This window comes from Streptomyces sp. NPDC002055, from assembly GCF_040296705.1.
In the GTDB taxonomy this organism is placed as follows: Bacteria; Actinomycetota; Actinomycetes; order Streptomycetales; family Streptomycetaceae; genus Streptomyces.
Map to the genome: position 1 here is coordinate 50,655 of NZ_JBEOXS010000032.1, position 20,396 is coordinate 71,050.

Sequence of the window (20,396 nt, forward strand, 5' to 3'; positions counted from 1 at the left end):
GCCGGGATGACAAGAAGCGCCCGTGTACGCGAGCAGGATCGCGCCGCTGGCGGTGCGTCCAAGCGGTTCGTCGCCGTCGATGACGGCAACAGGGTACCGGCCACCGTCGTGCTGGCCCCTGTACGGAGGACGGGCCGCGTCCTCGCGCGGCTCCAGTGGACGTCCACTGGGCGAAAGCAGCGACTTCGACTGGGTGAGGTCGATCGCCCCACCCGCAGTGCCAATCTCCGAGCCGCCTGGCACCTCGCCGATGAGACCGGTCTCCTCGTGGCAGAGGACGTAAGGGGGTCATGGGCCACATCCGCGGGCTCACGGGCCTCCATGCGCTCAAACAGGGGGCGGGACACAAAACCCGAGCGCAGGCTACGGTCGGCATTGCACCGACAGGGGCTGCGCTACAGAGTGTCGGTCAGACCGGTGCCGGCTCTTCGCCGAACCGCGGACGTTCTGTTCACCAAGTACCGGGTGGCTGTCTTCATGGACGGTTGCTACTGGCATGGCTGTCCTTCACACGGCTCGATGCCTTCGAGCAACAGGGATTTCTGGGTCGCGAAGATCGAAGGCAACAAGAGGAGGGACGCGGAGACGGACAGGCTCCTGGTGGAACAGGGCTGGTTCGTTGTCCGCGTTTGGGAGCACACGGCGGTCGAGGGCGCGGTGACGCTCGTGCGGCTCGCGCTCGAAGAGTCGAAGAGCCACTTCAGCCCGCGGGCGATCAGAGCGGACGTCCGTTGAGCAGGTCGTCCAAGGCGTCGACTTCCCTCCGCAGGACGATCCGCCAGCGCGGGCTGGTGCGGAGGTGCACCCTGGTCCGGTGTGCACCCTGCCTGCCGAGGTCGGCGCGCATCTGATCAGCCCGGGCACTCACACCCAGCCAGGGCCGTCACGCCCGGGACGGGGCCGTCGCGCCCGGACCGTCATCAGCCCGGAAGACGCCCTCACGCCCCCGACGACCCCCCATGGCACCCCCCGTACGGCAGTCCCGACCCGCACCAGCAGGGGGCGTTGCGGGCCGGGGGCCAGGGGGTGGCTCGGCCGCGGGCGGCCATGGAGGTGGTGTATTCGGGGAGGAGCGAGGGGTCGTCGGGGGAGGTCTGTTCGGCGGCGGCGAAGGCCTCGAAGGAGGGGACGGTGCCGGTGACGATGCCGAAGTTCTCCGCGCCGGTGGAGGCCAGCTCGCGGAGGGCGGACTCCACGCCGGCCACGTGCTCGGCGTGGGAGGGGTACTCGGCGGCGATGGAGGGGTAGGCCGCGAGGAGTTCGGCCAGTTCGGAGGCCGGCCAGTGCAGCACGGCCACCGGGAACGGGCGGGAGAGGGCCGCGCGGCGCTCGCCCAGCTCGGCGCGGAGGCGGGCGATTTCGGCGCGGAGTTCGGCCGGGTCGTCCGAGCCGAGGGCCCAGAGACGCTTGGGGTTGTGGAGCTCGTCGAGGGAGATGTCCCCCGCGTGCAGGGTGTCGGCGAGAGTGTCCCACTCGTCGTGGGGCGTGCCCAGCATGCGCCGGACGCGGTGGCGGCCGACCAGCAGGAGGCGTGCCTCGTACGGGACTTCGCCGCCGTCGATCAGGAGCGTGGCGCCCGTGGTGAAGCAGTCGTGGGCGGCCTGGAGGTCGTCGTGGGTCTCCAGGGCCTCGGCGATGATCTCCCAGGGCGCGGAGTCCCGCGGGGCGGCGGCGCGGATGCCGTCGATGATGGCGCGGGCCTCGGCCTCGTGCCCGTACTCCCAGAGGTTCGCCGCCTTGAGGGCCTTGATCAGGGGCGGGTTCCGGGGCTCGTCGGAGAGGAGCCGGTCGTAGAGGGCAGAGGCTCCGGGGCGGTCGCCGGCCAGCTCGCGGTGGGCGGCGGCGCGCAGGAGCACCTGTTCGTTGTCCTCGGGGTACTGCACCGCGATGCGCTCCAGGCGCTCGGCTTCGGACGCGTGCTGGGCGGGGGTGTCGGAGGGCATGGGCCCACCGTACTGCCGTCCGCCGACAGCGACCCCTCCGGCGGGGGCCGTTCCCTTCCCCGTCGCCCCTGGTGGGTTGGCGGGGAAGGCCCTATCGTGCGGCCCTTGCCGTGCGTGGGCGGCGGTCCGAGGCGGCGGTCCGCGGCGGCCACGGAGGCGGCCGGGGAGATGGCCAGGGACGCGGCCGGGGACGTGGCCGGGAGGTGGTCGGGGTGCGCGGTCGGGTGCCGGTCGTGGTCCGGGGACAGCGGCGGGGGAGCGCGCGGCTCCTGCTCGCGCGGGGGCTGTGGGGTGCGGCCGAGACGGCGGTGACCCTGGGGGTGCTGGTGCTGCTGCTCGTCGCCCACCAGCTGTGGTGGACCAACCGGCAGGCCCGGGAGGGCGCCGAGCGGCAGGTGCGGGCGCTGGAGCGGGAGTGGGCCCGTGGCCCGGCGGCCGACGGGGCAGGTGCGGACACCGCCGGCACCGGGCCCGCGGCGGCCTCCGGCCCGGAGGAGACCGACCGGGAGGAGACCGACCGGGAGGAGACCCGGACGCCCGGCCGGGCGGAAGCGGGCCGGGGGACACCAGGCCGCCCGGCGGCGGGACGGCCGCGGGCGCCCCGCTGGGACCAGGCGTACGCCGTGCTGCGGATCCCCCGGATCGGCGTGACCGTGCCCGTCGCGGAGGGCACCGGCAAGGCCGGGGTGCTGAACCGGGGGTACGTCGGGCACTATCCGCGCACCGCCCGCCCCGGGGAGGCCGGGAACTTCGCGCTCGCCGGGCACCGGAACACCCACGGGGAGCCGTTCCGCCGGCTCGACCGGCTGCGGGCGGGCGACCGGGTCACCGTCGAGACCGCCGAGGCCCGGTACGCCTACGTGATCGAGAAGACGCTGCCCCAGACCTCCGCCCGCGACTCCGCCGTCCTCGGCGCCGTGCCCCGCAGCTCCGTCCACCCGGGCCGGGGATACCGCGAGCCGGGGTACTACCTCACCCTCACCACCTGCACCCCCGAGTACACCTCGCGCTACCGGCTCGTCGTCTGGGGGCGGCTGGCGAGCGTCCGGGTGCGGGGCGCCGAGTAAGGTCGGGCGTCGTGTTCCGACGACGTCCTCATCTGCTGTGGCTGCTGGTGCCGTTTGTGCTCTACCTCGGGGTCCTGCCCTGGGCGAACCGGGTGGAGCCCCTGGTGGCCGGGGTGCCGTTCCTGATGGTGTGGCTGTTCGCCGCGACCGTCGCGACCCCCGTCGCCGTATGGCTCGCCTGGCGGGGGGACCGCCGGTGAACGCCGCCGTCGCCACCTCCGTCTTCGCCGCCTTCATGGTCCTCACCGTCGCCCTCGGCCTGCTCGCCGTCCGCGGCCGGGGCCGCGGCGGCGGGCTCGCCGAGTGGTCTGTGGGCGGGCGCAGCCTGGGGCCGGTCTTCATCTGGGTGCTGATGGCCGGCGAGGGCTACACCAGCTTCAGCTACCTCGGCGCCGCGGGCTGGGGGTACAACTTCGGCGCGCCCGTCCTGTACGTCATCGCGTACATGTCCTGCGGCTACGCCCTCGGCTACGTCGTCGGCCCGATGCTCTGGACGTACGCCCGGAAACACGGGCTGGTGGGCATCACGGACATCGTGGCGCACCGGTTCGGCAGCCGGTGGCTCGGCGCCGCCGTCGCCGTGCTCGCCACCGTCTTCCTGCTGCCGTACATCCAGCTGCAGATCACCGGCATGGGCGTCGTCGTCTCGACGATCTCCTACGGGGCCATCTCGCTGAACTGGGCGTACTTCCTGGCCTTCGCGGTGGCCACCGGCTTCGTCGTGGTGAGCGGGCTGCGCGGCAGCGCGTGGGTGTCGGTGCTGAAGGACGTGCTGGTCATCGCGACCCTCGGGTTCCTCGCCGTCTACGTGCCGCTGCACTACTTCGACGGCTACGGGGAGCTGCTGCACCGGGCGGTCGAGGAGAAGCGCGCCTGGCTGACGCTGCCCGGGCACGACTCCGGCGGGCTGGGGGAGGGGTGGTTCATCACCACCTCGCTGCTCAACGCCCTCACCGTGGTGATCTTCCCGACGACCGTGGCCGGCTACCTGGGCGCCCGGAACGCCGACGCGCTGCGGCGCAACGCCATCTGGCTCCCCTCCTACAACGTGCTGCTCTTCGTGCCGATGCTGCTCGGGCTGGCGGCGGCCTTCGTGGTGCCGGGCCTGGCCGGGGCCGACTCCAACCTGGCCCTGTTCAAGCTGATCGTCGACGCCCTCCCGGCCTGGGCGGTCGGCCTCGTCGGGGTGGCGGCGGCGCTGTCGTCGATCGTGCCGATGGCGGTGTTCATGCTGGTCATCGGCACGATGTGGGGCCGGAGCGTGCTGTCGCTGATGCCGTCGGTCCGCGGGCGGCGGGAGAAGGCCGCCTCGCAGACGGTCGTGGTGATCGCGGGCGCGCTGGCCCTGGTGATGACGTATGTCGCGCCCAACACCCTGGTGCGGCTGTCGCTGATCTCGTACGAGGGCATGGCGCAGCTCGTCCCCATGCTGCTGCTCGGGCTGGTGTGGCGGCGGCTGACCCTCGCCGGGGCGGTGAGCGGGCTCGCCGTCGGCGTCGCCGTGGTGTGCGGGCTGGTCTTCACCGGGCACGACCCCGTGTGGGGCGTGAACGCCGGGATCGTCGCCCTCGCGGTGAACCTGGGGGTGGCGCTGCTGGTGACGTTCCTCGGCCCGCGGGGGACGGACGAGCGGCCCGACTCCGAGGTCCTGGCCAGCGACCGCGAGGACCTGGACAGCGGTGACGACGACCGGGTGGTGGCGGCGTCGGGTTGACGGTACGGGGCCGGCGGACGACAGGGTCCCGCTGCCGGGCGGGCGCTTCGGACGACAGGGTCCGGCTGCCGGGCGGGCGTGCGACCTGACGAGGGTGCCCGCGCCGGTGCCCGGGGTCCGTGGCCGGCGTGGCACGGATCTCCTACCGCTCCGGCCCGGCGGCCGGTTAGCATCGCGGTGAAGGACACGGGCGCCGCATACCGACAAGAGCCGGTGCGGACGCGAGAGGGATGAAGGGGGGCCGTGTGATCCGTCCACTCGGATCGGTGCGCATGCACCTCAACGTGCTCCTCTTCCTGCTGACCGAAATCCTGCTCGCCGAGAGCGGTCTCGGCGGCGCCGTCACCCTCGCGGCCACCGCGGCCGTCAGCGCCGCGCTCCTGGCCTGCACGCTCTTCGCCGCCCGGTCGGCACCGCCCGTGCCACGGACCCGGATCCGTACGGCGATCCGGGACCGCGAACGCCGTACCGCCTTCCTTCCCCAGCGAGATCCCGACGCCTCCGGCCGCCCCCGTCCGCGAGCACCCGGCCGTCCCCTCCTGACGGCCGCGTAGGTGCTCCCCGGACCCGGGACCCGCAACAGCCCCCTTCGGGCTCGCTGACCCCTGGACCGCAGGGCCCGCGCGGCTCGTCACGCCGAATCCTCATCCCGGCACGACGAGACCCCGTGGAGGGCTCAACCATGTCCGTCTTCGCATCCCTCGGTGCGCTTCTCTCCCATGTCGCCGACGCGATCGCCCCGTTCTTCGGCAGCTCGGCGACGGCCGCCGCCATCGTCCTGTTCACCCTGTGCGTACGGCTCGCGCTGCACCCGCTCGCCCGGGCCGCGGCGCGCGGCGAGAAGGCCCGCAGCGCGCTCGCGCCGCGCATCGCCGAGCTGAAGAGGAAGCACGGGAGCGACCCCGAGAAACTGCGCGCCGCAGTGGCCGAACTGCAGGCCGAGACCGGCACCTCGCCGGTGGCCGGCTGCCTGCCGACGCTGCTCCAACTGCCCGTGTTCGTCGTGATGTACCACCTGTTCACCAGCCGCGGCAGCGGGCTGCTCGACCACACCCTGCTCGGTGCGCCGCTCGGCGGCCGGTGGGCCGACGCGCTGGGCGACGGGGGCGTGGCCGGGCCGCACGGGCTGGTCTACCTGGGGCTGTTCGCCGTGATCGCCGCGGTGGCCGGCTGGAACTACACCCGGGGCCGGAAGGCCGCGGCAACGGCGGCGGCAGCCACGGCCGCGAACCGTACCGCCGGGGCGTCCCGGAAGGCCTCCGCGGAACCGGAGGCGCTGCCCGGGATGGCGGGGGTGGCCAAGGTCCTGCCGCTGCTGTCGTTCGGCACCCTGATCACCGCCGCCGTCGTCCCGCTGGCCGCCGGGCTCTACCTGGCCACCACCACGGCCTGGAGCGCCGCCGAACGGGCCTGGCTGTACCGGGGCCGCACGGAGGCGGGAGCGGCTACCCCCGCCGTCGTCGGGTAGGGGGCGGCGGACGGCCTCCCGGGGAAGTGCTCCTCGGACCGAGCGCCAAGGGCTGAGCGCCCCACGCACGGTCGGCGAACCCGCCCCATGCGCTGTCGGGGAAGGCACCCCACGCGCTGTCGGGGAACGCCCGCCACGGACTGTCGGTGACGGCGCGCCAGGCGCTGACGGAGTGCGCGCCCCACGCGCTGTCGTGGGCCGGCCCGGTGGACCGGCCCGCCGTCACACCGCGCACGGCAGCTCGCCCGTCGGTCCGCTGCCCTCGCCCGCCGAGTCGCCCGCCGGGAAGTCGGTGCTCCCGGCCACCTCGCGCCAGGCATCGACCTCCCGGGCGACCCGCGCGAGCTTGTCCTCGATGTCGGTCACCGTGGCGGCGCCGAGAGGGAGCCGGGTCGGCGGTTCGGCGGTGGCGGCGAGCAGGAGGACGGCCGCGGCGCCCTTCACCGGGTCGCCCGCCTGGCCGTGGTTGGTGTCGTCCGCCCAGGTGCGCAGCGCGCCGGAGCTCGTCGCGTAGGCGTCGATGACCGCCGCCGTGCGGTGCAGCGAGCTGGGGTCGAGGAAGTCCGTGCGGAACGGGCCCGGTTCGACGGCCGTGACCTGCACTCCGAACGGCGCCGCCTCGATGCGCAGGCTCTCCGTCAGTGCCTCGACGGCGAACTTCGTCGCGCAGTACAGACCGGAGCCGGCCCAGCTCACGAAGCCGCCCACGGAGCTGAGGTTGATGATCCGTCCGCTGCCCTGGCGCCGCATGACGGGCAGCACGGCGCGGGTCACGGACAGCAGTCCGAAGACGTTGATGTCGAAGATCGCGCGGGCCTCCGCGTCGCTGGTCTCCTCGACGGCGCCGAGCAGGCCCCGGCCGGCGTTGTTGACCAGGACGTCGATCCCGCCGAACCGGTCGACCGCGGCGGCGACGGCCTCGGCCGCCGCCCGGCCGGTGTCGGTGACGTCCAGGGGGAGGGTGAGCAGCCGGCCGGAGTTCCCGGGCAGCGCCGCCTCCACGGCGCGCGGATCGCGGGCGGTGGCCACGACGCGGTCGCCCTGCGCGAGCGCCTGCCGGGCGATCTCCAGCCCGAAGCCGCGGGAGGCGCCGGTGATGAACCAGATGGTCATGGTGCTCCTCGGTGAGAGCCCCTGCCGGGGCGGTGGAGCAGGGGAAACGCCCCCTGCCGTCCCCGCCACCCTGCGGGGGCGGCGACAGGCGCCACCAGGGACGGACCGTCCGGGAGGCCGGCCGTCCCCGGGCACCGTCTTCCCTGGGCACGGCCCTCCCTGGGCACGGCCCTCCCTGGGCACGGTCCTCCCCGGGCACCGTCCTCCCTGGGTCCGGCAGTACCAGGCAACGGGCCGTCCACCGGCCCACAATGGGGCGCATGGCCATGGATGCCCGCCCCGAGACCAGTGCCCCGCTCGCCGGATTCCTGCGCGCCTGCCGGTCGCGCGTCTCTCCCGCCGACGTGGGGCTCCCCGACGACGGCCGGGTCCGGCGCGTCCCCGGCCTGCGCCGCGAGGAGCTGGCGCAGCTGGCGAACGTCAGCGTCGACTACCTGGTGCGGGTGGAACAGGGCCGGATGACGAACGTCTCCCCGGCCGTCCTGGAATCGCTCGCCACCGCCCTGCGGCTGGCCGACGACGAACGGGCGTATCTGCTGCGGATCGCCGGTCCAGCCCGGCGGACAGCGGCGCCCCGGGCCGGCGGCCCGCACGTCCGTCCGCAGACCCGGCAACTCCTGGACGGGCTCCGGGAGATGCCCGCGATCGTGCTCGGGCGGCGGCTCGACGTCCTCGCCTGGAACCCCCTCGCGGCGGCCCTGCTCGGCGACTTCGGGGCGCTCCCGGACGCCGAACGCAACCTCGTCCGGCTGGCCTTCCTGCGCCCCGGGTTCCGGGCGCTGTACGCGGACTGGCCCACGGCGGCCCGCGAGTGCGTGGCCTATCTGCGGATGGACGCCGCCCGCTACGCCGACGATCCGCTGCTGGCCGCCCTCGTCGGCGAACTCTCCGTCAAGGACCCCGACTTCCGCCGCTGGTGGGCCGACCAGCGGGTGCGGACGCGGGCGTTCGGCCGGAAGGCGTTCCGGCACCCGCTGGCAGGCCCTCTGGAGCTGGAGTTCCAGACGCTGACGGTGGGGGACGACGCCGACCAGACGATGATCGTCTACACCGCCGAGCCGGGATCCCGCTCCGCGGAGGCCCTGCGGTTCCTCGCGGGCTGGGCGGCCACGGGGGGCCCTGCCGCCACCGCCACCGCCACAGCCACCCATGCCGATGCCGATGTCGATGCCGAGGGCGCCGGGGGACGGTCGTTGCGCACGGCGGAGGGGTGACGGACGGGGGCGTCGGGCCTCCTCCGGCGGGGCCTCCTCCGGCAGGGCCTCCTCTGTCGGGGCCTCCGCCCGTCCGGCCTCCTCCGTCCGGTCCGCACCGGGGTGCGGGTGCACGCATTGCACAGTGATGTGTGGACCGAGTGCCAACGACTTTCCGCCGTCGGGCTGTGATGCTGGTTCCCATGCGAACCGGGACGAATGTTCCGGCGCAAGGCTCTCGTCGTGGTGGCACGACAGGAGTCGGGGGCCGCCTGAGGGGCTGTTCCGTCGTCCGTGTCCGTCGTTGCGGTCACGTCATGGACCACCACCCCCCCGGTGGGTCGTTCGCCCGGATCCCGCGGTGCCCGCCCGGATCCGGGCTTCGGCCTCTGCCCGGCCCCTGCGCGGGACTCGGGCCGACCCGCCCTCAGTGCCCAGCCCTCACTGCCCCGCTCTCAGCGCCGCGCCCTCACAGCCGTGCCCTCAGTGCCGTGCCCGCAGCCCCGCCACGAGCAGCCCGAGTCCGAACTCGAAGAGCCGGGTGAAGTCCTGGTCGGTGAGGGTGGGAAGGGTGGCGCTGAGGTGGGGATAGGCCCCGGCCGTCACCGCGTCCCGCAGGACTCCGGGGTCCGCGGGCCCGCCGTTCCCCGGTTGGCGGGCGGCCTGTTCCTCCAGGGTGTGGCCCACGGTGTAGTTGGCCACGGTGTAGAGGGCCAGGGCCGCGTCGTCGTCGGGGAAGCCCGCGTCCCGCAGGACGCCCACGAGCGCGTCGGCGAAGCCGAGGGTGTTCTCCCCGTTGGAGTGCGTCCCGGCGAACACCCGGGCGCCGTCGCGGTGGGAGAGCAGGGCCGTGCGCATCGCGCGGGCCAGGGCGGTCAGCTGCCCGGCCCAGTCGCCGTCGTCCGCCGCCGTGACCGCGTCCGAGGCGCCGTCCATCATGCGCTCGGCCATCGCCGTCAGCAGGTCCTGCTTGGTGGCGAAGTAGCGGTACAGCGCACCGGCCTGAACGCCCATCGCGTCGGCGAGCCGCCGCATGGTCAGGGCGTCCAGACCCGACTGGTTCAGCAGGTCGAGGGCCGTCTGCACGGTCCGTGCCCGGTCCAGGCGGGACGGCCGGCCGCGGGCGGGGAGTGACGGGGAGCTCATGGACCTCAGTATAGTGAACATCGTTCACGTGAACGCTGTTCACTAATCGGGGAGGGTGACTTCGATGGACATCGACGTGATCGTCACGGGGGCGGGACCGACCGGGCTGATGCTCGCCTGCGAGCTGGCCCTGGCCGGGGTGCGGACCCGCGTCCTGGAACGCCGGGCCGAACCGCACCGGAACTCGCGGGCGTTGACCCTGCATGCGCGCAGCGTGGAGCTGATGGACCAGCGCGGCCTGGTCGACCGTTTCCTCCCGCTCGGCCGCACCGCGCCCGGCTGGCACTTCTCCGCACTCCCCACCCACCTGGACTTCTCCGCGCTGGACTCCCGGCACGGCTACACGCTGTTCCTCGCCCAGGCGCGCACCGAGGCCCTGTTGGCGGAGCGGGCGGCCGAACTGGGCGTGGAGATCCTGCGCGGCCACGAGGTGGTGGCCGTACGCCAGGACGACGACGGGGTCGAGGCGGAGGTGCGCGGACCCTGCGGCACCGAGACGCTCCGTGGCACCGAGGCCCCCCGCGGCACCGAGACGCTCCGTGGTACCGAGACCCCCCGCGGCACCAAGACCCTCCGCGCCCGGTACCTCGTCGGGTGCGACGGTGCCCGCAGCGCGGTGCGGGAGGCAGCCGGGATCGGCTTCCCCGGCACCGACGAGACCTTCGCCGGCGTGCTCGGCGACTTCGCGGTGTTCGCCCCGGACCCGGCGGCCCTCGACGCCCTCCGGGCCCAGGGCGTGCTGATCGCACCACTGGAGGACGGGCCGACCCGGCTCGTCTACATCGATCCGGAGCGGATGCGGGTCCCGGCCCGGGAGCCCGTCACCGTGGAGGAGTTCCGGGCGTCGCTGGTCCGGCTCTGCGGCTCCGACTGCGGTGTCGCCGAGCCCCGTTGGCTGTCCCGCTTCGGCAACGCCACCCGGCTCGCCGAGCGGTACCGCTCCGGCCGCATCCTGCTCGCGGGCGACGCCGCGCACATTCACTTCCCCGCCGGTGGTCAGGGGCTCAACACCGGCCTGCAGGACGCCGTGAACCTCGGCTGGAAGCTGGCCGCCGCGGTGGCCGGATGGGCGCCGCCCGGGCTGCTGGACAGCTACGACGCGGAGCGCAACCCGGTCGGCCGGGCGGTCACCGAGAACACCGAGGTCCAAGCGCTGCTCGCGGAGCTGACGCTCGTCGAGCAGTACCGGCGCCCCGCGCTGGCCCTGCGGGCGCTCGTCGACGAGCTCCTGGGCATGGCGGAGGTCAACCGCCGGCTCGCCGCCCGGGTCTCCGGCCTCGGCACCGTCTACCCCGCCACGACACCCGGGGCCGACCCGCTGGTGGGGCGCCGGATGCCCGACATCGGGCTGACCGCCGCCGGGTCGGACGCCACACGGGTCTACGACCTGCTGCCCGCGGGCCGGTTCGTCCACCTCGACCTCGCCGGCGACCCGGAGTTCGAAGCGTCGGTCGCGCCCGGGTGGGGCTCGCGCGTCACGCCCGTCACCGTCACCGGACGCGACGACCGCCCCGACCTGGCGGGGGTGACCGAGATCCTCGTACGCCCCGACGGCCACATCGCCTGGGCCACGCGCCGCACCGCGGTCGGCGAGCGCCGGGACGAGCGGGCCGAGGCACTGACGGCCTGGGCCGGGAAGCCGTCCTGACGTCTGACCGCTTGGGTCGGAAAGCCGTCCTGATGTCCGACCGCCTGGGCCGGAAAACCGTCCTGACGGCGGGGCGCCAGCAGGCGCCGTCGACCCAGTCGTTGCCGTCGTCGGTGGCTGGCGGTTCGGGCAGGCCGCCGCGCGAACTCGGCGATGCCGGGGAGCACCGGATGCTGTAAGCCCGCCTCGGTGATCACCGGCTCACGTCTCTGGTCCGCAGTCTGCGTCGGGCGAGGCGGCGGGCGGGCGACCTTCGGTGTCGATGCCGTCGATCGGGGTCCACTCGTGCTCCAGGATCGAGTAGGTGATCGAGTCGCGCCACGCTCCGCGGACGAATACGTGATCGCGGATCCGGCCGTCCTCGGTCATGCCCGCTCGCAAAAGGGTCCGTGCAGACGCTTCGTTGAGGGGGGACCGGGCCGCCCAGATGCGGTGCAGGCCGAGCGTCTGGAAGCCGAGCGCGCACATCAGGTGGACGGTCTCCGTGCCCATGCCCTTGCCCCACTCGGCCGGGTGCAGAGCGAACCCGATCGTGGCCGCTTGCTGCGGTTCGGTCGCCAGGCGTGCGTAGCCGATCAGGCGCTGGTCGCCGCGGCGGGTGATGGCGAGGCAGTACTCGGTCCTCGGCGAGTTCGCGGCGGAGGTGATGGACCGGTCGACGATCGCCTGGACCTGCTCGGGGGTACGGGGTTCGAAGCTGAGGTGCCGGGTGGCCTCAGGATCGCCGTAGACGGCCAGGAGCGTGTCGGTGTCCTCGGGTTCGACTTCGCGCAGGGCCAAGTGGGGGCCGGCCAGGTGGACTGGGGTCATGGGCGCGGAGCCTACCTGCGGGTTCATCGGACGAGGACAGAGGCCGGAGTGGCGGTGAAGGCTTCGATCTCCTCGCGGAGATCGGCCTCGGCCCCGCCGCTTCGTCGCCCGTCGGCGTGCAGTGCGATGTGGACGCGCTGGGCGCTGCTCGTGATGCCGAAGTTCCGCTGCTCGATGGGGAGGTCGAGCACGGGACGTACGGCCTCGATGGCGCCCTCGATCTCACCCCGGGCGATGCGGGCGAGCGCGAGGTCGGTCTGCGCGCCGGCCTCATCGCCGAAGGCCCACTCGTCCTCGGAGGCGTTCCGGTAGGCGGTGACGGCGGCCTCAGAGCTGCTCTCGCTGAGTACAGGGTCCTCGCCGAGGTGCACGGTGGCCTCGGCGACGTAGTAGAGCTGCCGGGGTGCCGGGAAGGTCATGATGCCGCCGAAGGCGTCGAGGTCGTCAGGTTCGACGACCGTACGGGCGTCCTCGGCCTGCTGGATGGCGGTACGGGTGGTCTCGGCGTCGCCGATCAGGGCGTGCGCGCGGGCGGAGAGGCAGGCCAGCCAGACGCTGGTCGTGCCGCGGACGCCTCCGGCGGCGCTCTGGCCGAGGAGGGCGTAGTCGGCCGCCTCGGCGGGGCGTCCGGCCCAGTACGCGATGAGTGACTGCAGGGAACGGACCCAGGCGCGCATGGCCTGGTGGTCGGCGTTGTCGGCGCATACGAAGGCGGTACGGGCCTGCATCATCGCGGCGCTCGGGTTGCCCAGGTCGTGGCTGGCCTTGGCCAGCATGCCGGACGTGATCCCGGCGAGCAGATACAGCTCACGGGCCTGCAGGGGCTTGACCCGGCCGTGTTCGAGCAGCCGGAAGGTGAGGTCCTGCACCTCCACCAGGTCGCCGAGCAGCGTCGGCAACGCCATCCTCGGGTACGCGGCGGTGAGCCGCCGCACTTCGTCATGGATCTGGCCCAGGGTCTCCGGGCCGATGCTGCTGCCCTCTGCCATCGCGGTGAACCGAAGCGCACGACGAGCCGCCATCGCGACCTGCCTTTCCAATTCCGTTGTGCCCGCATCGAAGCGGGGCTCGCTGGTGAACGAGCCGCCGACAGGCAGTGCCGCTGCCTGCTCGGTGGGGAGAAGGACAGAGGCCGGCCGTGACGGCGGGACGACGAGCGGGGGGTCGGACGCCGGCGTGGTCCGTTCAACGGCCTGCGGTGCGGGAGCGAGAAGGAGAGCGACGTCGACGCCGAACATCGCTTCCAGCACCCGGCACTGGTCGGGGTAGGGGCGGGTCTTCACGGCGCCGCCGTACCAGCGCTCGAACTGTCGCTTCGAAACCGACAGGCCTCGGAGCCGCGCATCGTTCTCGTCGTCGGCGATCGATGTCGCCGTCGCTTCGAACCGGAGGCGGAAGGTCTCGTAGACCTGCCAGTGCCGCCGGAGCGTCAAGACCCGTAAGAGCGTGGGAGTTTCAGCCACGGCAGATCCTCTCCGTACCCGTTCGTCTCCACCCGACGATAGCCCTGTCCGATCGGCGGGAGACCCTTTCGGCGGCTCGACGACGAAGATGACGGTGGCCATGACGGCAGTCATGTCGCGTGACCGTCATGGACCGTCGTCGGCCGGGTCGCAGGCCGTTCGGCGATGACGGCTCCATGACGGTGGTGACGTCGTATCCATGCCTCGTCGCCCACCCTCATGCTGAACGCTGCTTCGCCGTACGTGCACCTCCGACGACGAAGCGTGAGATCGGAGCCTGCCTCGGAGGCTCCGGCCGATCACCCCCATCCAGCACCACGTGCCGGCCGGCCCGCTCACGGGCGGGACGGCGACGGGAGGGAACCGATGGACACCTTGACCGCCCTTGCCGGGCAGATCGCCCAACTCGACGCCGTCGAATCCGTTCAACTGGAACGGATCCGCCACGAGGCCTTGACGGCCCAGGCGCCCTGGAAGGCCGAGTACGGCGCCTACCAGTCGGGAGGCTGGTTGACGACGTCGCTGATGAACGCGTCCGGCGACGCCGCCGACGTGACGATCGGCGACTGCGAGGCCAGGCCGACCGACCTGCTGTCGCACATGCCGGCCACCGCCTCCATGCTGACCGAACTCGGCCTGAACTACATGTGGGTGCGGCTCGCCCGGCTGGAGGCAAACGCCTTCCTGTGGGAGCACCGCGACTACGACGAGCTCGACCAGGTCGAGCGGCACCGGCTGCACATCCCCCTGCACACCAACACGTCGGCGTTCCTCGTCACCGGCGGCACGAAGGTCCACATGACCGGCGGACGGATCTGGCGGCTGACGCCGACGTACGCCCACGGGGTGTGCAACCTTCTCGGACCGGTCCGGGTCCACCTGATCGCCGACGTGTACGCCGACGACGCCTACTGGCGTCTCGCCCGTCGGCCCACGCTCCACCCCGACGCGGCCGAGCCGCTGCCTCCGGCCGACCCGTCGGTGCTCGCCGAGCGGCTCCAGGCGGCCCGCGGCATGGCCGGTCTCGGCTACACGGACGCGGCCGAGCGGATGCTGCTGCGGCTCTTCTACACCTACGCCCTGCCCGAGGGCTCGGTCTACGACCTGATCACCGAGCTGCACACCTCGCTCGGCGACGAGGAGGCCGCCACGCGCTGGACGTCGGCCAAGCGCCGCCTCCTCGCCCTCACTGCCTGACCGCCACAGCCTCTACGCCGAAATCCGATCGGAGGACGCACGTGCCCACCCTGCACCTGGCGGAACTCACCTTCGCCAACCGCCCGTCCCAGCTCCCGCTGCTGTCCCGGCTCGCCGACATCCTGGCCACCTCCCCGGCCGTCACACACCTGATGGTGCGGGGGTCGCTGGCCCACGGAACGGCCGACCGGCTCTCGGACGTCGACTTCGTCGTCGGCGTCCAGGACGCCGACCTGCCCGCGTTCGTCGAGACTCTGGACGACTTGATGTCCACCGAGGCCGGCGCCCTGCTACCAGGGTGGCGCGACACCATCGTCGCCGACCTCGGCGGCGTCGGCATGGTCTTCCTCGTTCCGGACGAGGGGCGCCTGCACCAGATGGACCTCTACCTGGTGCCCGCGTCCCACGTCCCACGCCTTCGGGCGACGGTCGCCACCGCCTTACTCCTCGACCGCGAGCCGGCGCTCGCCCCGGCAGAGGGAACGGCGGTCGCCGAGCGGTTCGCGGCCGAATTCCTCGCCCGGCCCCGTACCTGCACCGAGCTGCTCATCGAGCACCTGGTCCTGGCAGTCCTGCTGCACAAGCGCATCAGGCGTGGCCAGCGGTTCGTCGCGTACTCCGAGTGGCACCGCCTCCACACCGCGACGAAGGACCTGATCAAGGCCGCTCTGGCCCCCACCTCGCGGTTCTGGGGCTGGTACCAGCTGCGCGAGGAGATCGCCGTCACCCCGATCGGCCGGGCCTGCCTCGGCGATCTGGAGGCGGCGATCAGCGCACCAGCTGTCCCCCTCGCCGCCGACGTCGACGCGGCCGTCGAACGGACGCTCGCCCTGGTCGAGCGGGCCTGCCCTGAAGCCCTGAGCGGCCTGGAGAGCGCCATCGCCGCGTACCGCGCCTACCTGGAGCTGATGTGAACGCGCTCCACCTCGCGGGCCCGGCCGCCGCCCAGGCCCGCGAGGGCCTGACCGCCGTCTTCTTCGGCGGGGTCCGCCCCGCCTCCGACGAGGAGGAGAGGCTGGCAGAGGAGATCGGCCGTGCCTTGGCAGGAGTGGGCTACCAGCTCCTGCACGGCGGCTACAACGGTCTGATGGAAGCCGCCGCGCGCGGCGCATCGTCCGAAGGCGCCCTGGTCACCGCGGTGACCCTGATCAGCAAGCACGACGAATGGGGCGCGTTCAACCCGCACACCACCACGTCCGTCCACATCCCCGACCTCGGCGCCCGGATCAACCACTACCTGGACCACGCCGACCTCGTCGTCGCCATGGGCGGAGGCGTCGGCACCCTCCACGAGCTGACCGCCGCCATGTACTACGCGACCACCATCCGGCCCGTACCGATCTGCCTCGCCGGAGCCTCCGCACGGCGCCTGCTCGCCTTCCTCCGTAAGGAGAAGTGGCTGTACGAGACCCCGGCCCGGCCCCTCGGCTTCCTCAGTACCGCCGAGTCCGCAGACGACTTCCGCGACCGCCTCGCCGCTCTCGACACGGTCGACACGTCCGAGACGGCACCGATCGGAGGAGCATGACCACAAGCACGCGCCTGCCCGACCTCACCGTCCGGCTCGCCGAGACCGCCCTCGTCACGGCCCCTATCCACCTCGCCGACGGCGCGAGGCTCGACCGCTACTTCGACGAGTACCGCCTGGCCGCCGATCCCGAGCTGCTGCGCGACACCGCCGCCGCCATGACCCATGTCGTCCCCAGAGACGCCCAGCTCCTCGCCGGCATCGAACTCGGCGGCGTCCCCCTCGTCGTCGCCCTGTCCGCCGCCACCGGCCTGCCCGCCGTCTTCCTGCGCCGCCGTCCGAAGGGGTACGGTTCCCGCCGGCAGATCGAGGGCGCCGCCTTCACCGGTCGTCGGACCGTTCTCGTCGACGACGTGGTGCGCTCCGGCGGACAGCTGCTCGCCATGGCCCGCATCCTGCGGATCGCCGGTGCTCCGGTCAGCGACGCGCTGTGCGTCCTCGAGCGCCCGCTCGGCGGGCGAACGCTGTTGGCCGAACACAACGTCACCCTTCATTCCCTGCTCACCGAGGCCGACCTTCCGGAAGCGCCCCGAAGGGGTGGTTCCGTGTGAAGCGGGCCGTACTGTTCGACCTCGACGGCGTCCTCGTCGACAGCCGTCATGCCCAACTCGCCACCCTGGCCGGCTTCGCGACCTCCGCCCTCGGCCGACGCGTCACCGTCGCCGACCTGCCGGCCTGGGCCGCGACCACGCCACACGAACACGTACTCGCCGAACTCGGATACACCGGAGTGATCAGTCAGGACGGCTGGGACGCGGCGACGGCCACCGCCACCCTCACCGCCGAGGTGTTCCCATTCGTCGCCGATACGCTCTCCGCGCTCCGCGCCGCCGGCGTCGCCACCGGCATCGTGACCATGCGGAGCCGTCAGCGGGTCCACTGGCTTCTGCCGCCCGCCGTCCTCGACCTGTTCGACGTCGTCGTCTGCTACGAGGACGCGGCGCCGAAGCCCGCGCCGGACGGCCTCCTACTCGCCCTCGACAAGCTCGGTGTCTCACCCAGCGAGGCCGTGTTCGTCGGTGACATGGAGTCCGACATGCACGCGGCCCAGGCAGCGGGTGTGACGCCGATCGGCTCCGGCTGGGGTTTCTCCGACCCCTACACGCTCACCCGGGCGGGTGCCACCGTCGTCCTCCCCGATGCCGAAAGCCTCGCCGGCACGTTCCTCTCCCTGATGGGCACCGGACGACGAAGCGCATAAATCCAAACGATCCTGGCTCCAGGAGCGCTACGCTGGGTGGCGCAGTCGCAGCGGATCGTTGCGTCCGATGTCGGCTGCGCCACCTAGCAACGGATCTGGAGTCATGGTCTTCACCGTGGGGGCGCGAGCTATCTGCGTCGAGCTGGAGAACTGAGAACCTCTCAGTCCCTGTTCTCGGCCCGGCTCGGCGTGTGATCGAACCCCATCTCTCCACGACTCTTCCGTGAGGGCCACACCACCATGCACTCGACGCAGATCCGCTCCACCTTCCTGGACTTCTTCACCTCGCGCGGCCACCGCCAGGTCCCGTCCAGCCCGCTCATCCCCTCCGATCCGACCCTGCTCCTCGTCAACGCCGGCATGAACCAGTTCAAGCCCTACTTTCTGGGGGAGGTTGCTCCGGAGTTCCCGCGCGCCACCACCATCCAGAAGTGCGCCCGCACTTCGGACATCGACAACGTCGGCCGTACGAACCGGCACGCCACGTTCTTCGAGATGATGGGCAACTTCTCCTTCGGCGACTACTTCAAGGCCGACGCCATCGCCTATGCCTGGGAGCTCCTCACCCAGGGCTTCAACCTGGAGAAGGACCGCCTCTGGATCACTGTGTACCAGGAAGACGACGAGGCAGAGCAGCTGTGGCGCAAGATCGGCGTGCCCGCCGAGCGCATCCAGCGACTGGGCATGGAGGACAACTACTGGTCGATGGGAGTCCCCGGGCCCTGCGGCCCCTGCTCGGAGGTCAACTACGACCGAGGGCCCGCCTTCGGGCGCGAGGGCGGACCAGCCGTCGACGGCGAGCGCTACGTGGAGATCTGGAACCTCGTCTTCATGCAGTACCAGCGCGGCGAGGGCGACAACGAGGGCGACTTCCCGATCCTCGGCGACCTCGCCCAGCAGAGCATCGACACCGGTCTCGGTCTCGACCGCCTGGCCGCGATCCTCCAGGAAGTCGAGAACGTCTGCACCACCGACCTCCTCATGCCCACCCTGAACACCGTCCGGGAGCTCGCCGGCCGCGACCACACCGGAAGCGGCGCGGAGAAGGTCTCCTTCCAGGTCGTCACCGAGCACGCCCGTTCCATCGCCTACCTGATCGCCGACGGAGTCCTGCCCGCCAAGGACGGCCGCGGCTACGTCCTGCGCCGCCTCATGCGGCGGGCGGTCCGGCATGCCCGTCTGCTCGGCATCGACCAGCCCGTTCTCGCGTCCACCACAGCCAGCGTGATCGCCAACCTCGGCGACGTCTGGCCCGAACTCACCGGCCAGGCCGACCTCATCGAGCAGGTCGTCACCGCCGAGGAGGAGTCCTTCACCCGGACCCTCGCGCAGGGGACCCGGTTGCTGAACGCCGCGATCACCCGCACCCGGGAGAGTCGCTCGTGCTCGCTGCCGGGCGAGAGCGCCTTCGAGCTCGCCGACACCTACGGCTTCCCCCTGGAACTGACCGTCGAAGCCGCCCGTGACGCCGGTCTGGCCGTCGACGAGGACCGCTTCGCCACGCTGCTGGACGAGCAGAAGAAGCGCGCCAAGGCCGGCGGCAAGGCCAAGACAGCCAACGCCCTGCGCCGCCTTGACAACTACCGCGAGCTGTCCGCCAAGCTGCCGCGCACCGACTTCCTCGGCTACGAGCACCTCACCGCCGCGGTCACCGTGCTCGGCCTGATCTCTGGCGGGGCCGTCACCACCAGCGCCCCCAAGGGCTCCGACATCGAGTTCGTTCTCGACCGTTCGCCGTTCTACGCCGAAGCCGGCGGCCAGGTCGGCGACACCGGCACCCTGCGCACCGAAGACGGCACCCTGCTGCGGATCACGGACACCCGGTACGGCCTGGACGGCTTCCGCATCCACAGCGCCCACGTCGCCGAAGGAGAGCTCCGCACAGGGGCGACCGGGGAAGCCGCTGTCGACGCCGACCGCCGCAAGGGCCTGATGCGCTCCCACTCGGCCACCCACATCCTGCACGCCGTCGTGCGCGCCACCCTCGGTGATCACGCCCGTCAGCAGGGCTCACTCGTCGAATCAGACCGCCTGCGTTTCGACTTCGCCCACTTCTCCGCCCTCACGCCCGAACAGCTCGCCCGGATCGAATCCGCCGTCAACAGCCACGTCCTCGACGACCCGGCCGTCCGAGCCTGGCACGCCGACCGCGCCGAAGCCGAGGCCGTCGGCGCCATGGCTCTGTTCGGCGAGAAGTACGGCGACACCGTCCGCATCGTCGACATCGGCGACTTCTCACGCGAACTGTGCGGCGGCACTCACGTCGCCCACGGCTCCCAAGTCGGCACCTTCCGCCTGCTCTCCGAGGGGTCGGTCGGCTCCAATCTCCGCCGCATCGAAGCCCTCACCGGCCACAGCGCCCTCCACCACCTGGACACTGAGCGCCGCCTGCTCAGCGAGGTCTCCGCCCTCCTCAGCGCCCCCTCCAAGGACGCCCCCGAGACCCTCCGCAAGCGGCTCGACGCGCTCAGCGCCGCCCAGCAGGAACTCGGCCTCCTCCGCGAGACCGAGCTGCAAAACCGCGCCCGGCAGCTCGCCGCCTCCGCCCGTGGCGTCGCCGGCGGTCGGGTCGTCACCGAGAAGGTGACCGGCCTCGGCCCGGACGAACTCCGCACACTGGCCCACCGCACCGTCGACCTGCTCGACACCGGCCACGCCATCGTCGTCCTCGGCACCGAGCACGACGGCAAGGCACTCTTGGCCGCCGCGGTCACCCGCAGCCTCCACGACACCGGCACCGAGGCCAGCCACATCCTCATCCCGGCCGCGCGTGCGGTCGGCGGCGGAGCCGGCGGCAAGGGCCCTCTCGCCAGCGCTGGCGGCCGCCACAGCGATGCCCTCGACGAGGCGCTCACGATCGCCGCCCGGGACGCTGTCCGCGCCCTCGACCAGTAGCCACCAGGTT

At 72.5% G+C, this 20,396-nt stretch carries 20 protein-coding genes; 15 read left to right on the plus strand and 5 right to left on the minus strand.

The features are described 5' to 3' along the window. The first annotated feature begins 321 nt into the window (after positions 1-321). Positions 322-735, plus strand: a complete 414-nt coding sequence (locus ABT112_RS35390) for a very short patch repair endonuclease (protein ID WP_502975404.1) — start codon at positions 322-324, stop codon at positions 733-735. Between the two features lie 203 nt (positions 736-938). Here the strand turns inward: ABT112_RS35390 and ABT112_RS20825 are convergent, their stop codons facing one another. Then, positions 939-1,943, minus strand: a complete 1,005-nt coding sequence (locus ABT112_RS20825) for an SEC-C metal-binding domain-containing protein (RefSeq protein ID WP_351511644.1) — start codon at positions 1,941-1,943, stop codon at positions 939-941. Positions 1,944-2,155: 212 nt separating this feature from the next. Between ABT112_RS20825 and ABT112_RS20830 the strand changes: the two genes are divergently transcribed. The 5 genes from ABT112_RS20830 (at position 2,156) to ABT112_RS20850 (ending at position 6,192) form a co-directional block, all read left to right on the plus strand. Beyond that, a complete protein-coding gene (locus ABT112_RS20830) occupies positions 2,156-3,010 on the plus strand; it encodes a class E sortase (RefSeq protein WP_351511645.1) in 855 nt (284 codons plus the stop codon). 11 nt (positions 3,011-3,021) lie between these two features. Further along, on the plus strand, positions 3,022-3,210 hold the full coding sequence (locus ABT112_RS20835) for a DUF3311 domain-containing protein (protein ID WP_351511647.1): 189 nt from the start codon (positions 3,022-3,024) through the stop codon (positions 3,208-3,210). After that, positions 3,207-4,724: a sodium:solute symporter family protein gene (locus ABT112_RS20840; RefSeq protein WP_351511649.1), complete on the plus strand. Its 1,518-nt coding sequence runs from the start codon at positions 3,207-3,209 to the stop codon at positions 4,722-4,724. The genes ABT112_RS20835 and ABT112_RS20840 overlap by 4 nt, the downstream gene beginning before the upstream one ends. Positions 4,725-4,954: 230 nt before the next feature. Further along, a complete protein-coding gene (locus ABT112_RS20845; protein WP_351511651.1) occupies positions 4,955-5,278 on the plus strand; it encodes a DUF6412 domain-containing protein in 324 nt (107 codons plus the stop codon). A gap of 128 nt (positions 5,279-5,406) precedes the next feature. Continuing rightward, positions 5,407-6,192 carry a YidC/Oxa1 family membrane protein insertase gene (locus tag ABT112_RS20850; protein WP_351511653.1) on the plus strand — a complete coding sequence of 262 codons (786 nt, stop codon included), beginning with the start codon at positions 5,407-5,409 and terminating at the stop codon, positions 6,190-6,192. Positions 6,193-6,414: 222 nt separating this feature from the next. On the opposite strand, the gene ABT112_RS20855 is transcribed toward ABT112_RS20850, so the two are convergent. Further along, on the minus strand, positions 6,415-7,305 hold the full coding sequence (locus ABT112_RS20855) for an oxidoreductase (RefSeq protein WP_351511655.1): 891 nt from the start codon (positions 7,303-7,305) through the stop codon (positions 6,415-6,417). A 266-nt stretch (positions 7,306-7,571) separates the two neighbouring features. Here ABT112_RS20855 and ABT112_RS20860 point away from each other — a divergent pair, with 266 nt between their 5' ends. Beyond that, positions 7,572-8,519: a helix-turn-helix domain-containing protein gene (locus ABT112_RS20860; RefSeq protein WP_502975405.1), complete on the plus strand. Its 948-nt coding sequence runs from the start codon at positions 7,572-7,574 to the stop codon at positions 8,517-8,519. Between the two features lie 462 nt (positions 8,520-8,981). Here ABT112_RS20860 and ABT112_RS20865 read toward each other — a convergent pair whose 3' ends face one another. After that, positions 8,982-9,644 (minus strand): TetR/AcrR family transcriptional regulator, encoded by a 663-nt coding sequence (locus tag ABT112_RS20865; RefSeq protein ID WP_351511659.1) that lies wholly within the window; start codon positions 9,642-9,644, stop codon positions 8,982-8,984. 64 nt (positions 9,645-9,708) lie between these two features. Here ABT112_RS20865 and ABT112_RS20870 point away from each other — a divergent pair, with 64 nt between their 5' ends. Next, on the plus strand, positions 9,709-11,292 hold the full coding sequence (locus tag ABT112_RS20870) for an FAD-dependent monooxygenase (protein ID WP_351511661.1): 1,584 nt from the start codon (positions 9,709-9,711) through the stop codon (positions 11,290-11,292). 32 nt (positions 11,293-11,324) lie between these two features. Continuing rightward, entirely contained in the window at positions 11,325-11,471 is a 147-nt protein-coding gene (locus ABT112_RS20875) for a hypothetical protein (protein ID WP_351511662.1), read from the plus strand. 22 nt (positions 11,472-11,493) lie between these two features. On the opposite strand, the gene ABT112_RS20880 is transcribed toward ABT112_RS20875, so the two are convergent. Beyond that, complete coding sequence (locus ABT112_RS20880) at positions 11,494-12,102, minus strand: GNAT family N-acetyltransferase (RefSeq protein WP_351511664.1); 609 nt, start codon at positions 12,100-12,102, stop codon at positions 11,494-11,496. Positions 12,103-12,125: 23 nt separating this feature from the next. Continuing rightward, positions 12,126-13,565, minus strand: a complete 1,440-nt coding sequence (locus ABT112_RS20885; RefSeq protein ID WP_351511665.1) for an NsdA family TPR-like regulatory protein — start codon at positions 13,563-13,565, stop codon at positions 12,126-12,128. 366 nt (positions 13,566-13,931) lie between these two features. On the opposite strand from ABT112_RS20885, the gene ABT112_RS20890 reads away from it, so the two are divergent. The 6 genes from ABT112_RS20890 to alaS all read left to right on the plus strand — a co-directional run bounded on the left by ABT112_RS20890 (position 13,932) and on the right by alaS (position 20,386). Beyond that, the gene (locus ABT112_RS20890) at positions 13,932-14,762 is read left to right on the plus strand and encodes an aspartyl/asparaginyl beta-hydroxylase domain-containing protein (protein ID WP_351511667.1); all 831 of its coding nucleotides are present in this window, start codon (positions 13,932-13,934) and stop codon (positions 14,760-14,762) included. A gap of 41 nt (positions 14,763-14,803) precedes the next feature. After that, a complete protein-coding gene (locus ABT112_RS20895) occupies positions 14,804-15,676 on the plus strand; it encodes a hypothetical protein (protein WP_351511669.1) in 873 nt (290 codons plus the stop codon). Then, a complete protein-coding gene (locus ABT112_RS20900; RefSeq protein ID WP_351511671.1) occupies positions 15,673-16,290 on the plus strand; it encodes an SLOG cluster 4 domain-containing protein in 618 nt (205 codons plus the stop codon). The genes ABT112_RS20895 and ABT112_RS20900 overlap by 4 nt, the downstream gene beginning before the upstream one ends. Further along, the gene (locus ABT112_RS20905) at positions 16,287-16,841 is read left to right on the plus strand and encodes an orotate phosphoribosyltransferase (protein WP_351511673.1); all 555 of its coding nucleotides are present in this window, start codon (positions 16,287-16,289) and stop codon (positions 16,839-16,841) included. The genes ABT112_RS20900 and ABT112_RS20905 overlap by 4 nt, the downstream gene beginning before the upstream one ends. Next, positions 16,838-17,491 carry an HAD family hydrolase gene (locus tag ABT112_RS20910; RefSeq protein ID WP_351511675.1) on the plus strand — a complete coding sequence of 218 codons (654 nt, stop codon included), beginning with the start codon at positions 16,838-16,840 and terminating at the stop codon, positions 17,489-17,491. The genes ABT112_RS20905 and ABT112_RS20910 overlap by 4 nt, the downstream gene beginning before the upstream one ends. Before the next feature lie 240 nt (positions 17,492-17,731). Then, complete coding sequence (gene alaS, locus ABT112_RS20915) at positions 17,732-20,386, plus strand: alanine--tRNA ligase (RefSeq protein ID WP_351511677.1); 2,655 nt, start codon at positions 17,732-17,734, stop codon at positions 20,384-20,386. The last annotated feature ends 10 nt before the right edge of the window (positions 20,387-20,396 follow it).

Excerpts from the sequence above, each read along its gene's own strand:
- ABT112_RS35390 (WP_502975404.1), top strand. The coding sequence starts at position 322 with ATGCGCTCAAACAGGGGGCGGGACACAAAACCCGAGCGCAGGCTACGG.
- ABT112_RS20825 (WP_351511644.1), bottom strand. The coding sequence starts at position 1,943 with ATGCCCTCCGACACCCCCGCCCAGCACGCGTCCGAAGCCGAGCGCCTG.
- ABT112_RS20845 (WP_351511651.1), top strand. The coding sequence starts at position 4,955 with ATGAAGGGGGGCCGTGTGATCCGTCCACTCGGATCGGTGCGCATGCAC.
- ABT112_RS20850 (WP_351511653.1), top strand. The coding sequence starts at position 5,407 with ATGTCCGTCTTCGCATCCCTCGGTGCGCTTCTCTCCCATGTCGCCGAC.
- ABT112_RS20855 (WP_351511655.1), bottom strand. The coding sequence starts at position 7,305 with ATGACCATCTGGTTCATCACCGGCGCCTCCCGCGGCTTCGGGCTGGAG.
- ABT112_RS20860 (WP_502975405.1), top strand. The coding sequence starts at position 7,572 with ATGGATGCCCGCCCCGAGACCAGTGCCCCGCTCGCCGGATTCCTGCGC.
- ABT112_RS20865 (WP_351511659.1), bottom strand. The coding sequence starts at position 9,644 with ATGAGCTCCCCGTCACTCCCCGCCCGCGGCCGGCCGTCCCGCCTGGAC.
- ABT112_RS20870 (WP_351511661.1), top strand. The coding sequence starts at position 9,709 with ATGGACATCGACGTGATCGTCACGGGGGCGGGACCGACCGGGCTGATG.
- ABT112_RS20875 (WP_351511662.1), top strand. The coding sequence starts at position 11,325 with ATGTCCGACCGCCTGGGCCGGAAAACCGTCCTGACGGCGGGGCGCCAG.
- ABT112_RS20880 (WP_351511664.1), bottom strand. The coding sequence starts at position 12,102 with ATGACCCCAGTCCACCTGGCCGGCCCCCACTTGGCCCTGCGCGAAGTC.
- ABT112_RS20890 (WP_351511667.1), top strand. The coding sequence starts at position 13,932 with ATGGACACCTTGACCGCCCTTGCCGGGCAGATCGCCCAACTCGACGCC.
- ABT112_RS20905 (WP_351511673.1), top strand. The coding sequence starts at position 16,287 with ATGACCACAAGCACGCGCCTGCCCGACCTCACCGTCCGGCTCGCCGAG.
- alaS (WP_351511677.1), top strand. The coding sequence starts at position 17,732 with ATGCACTCGACGCAGATCCGCTCCACCTTCCTGGACTTCTTCACCTCG.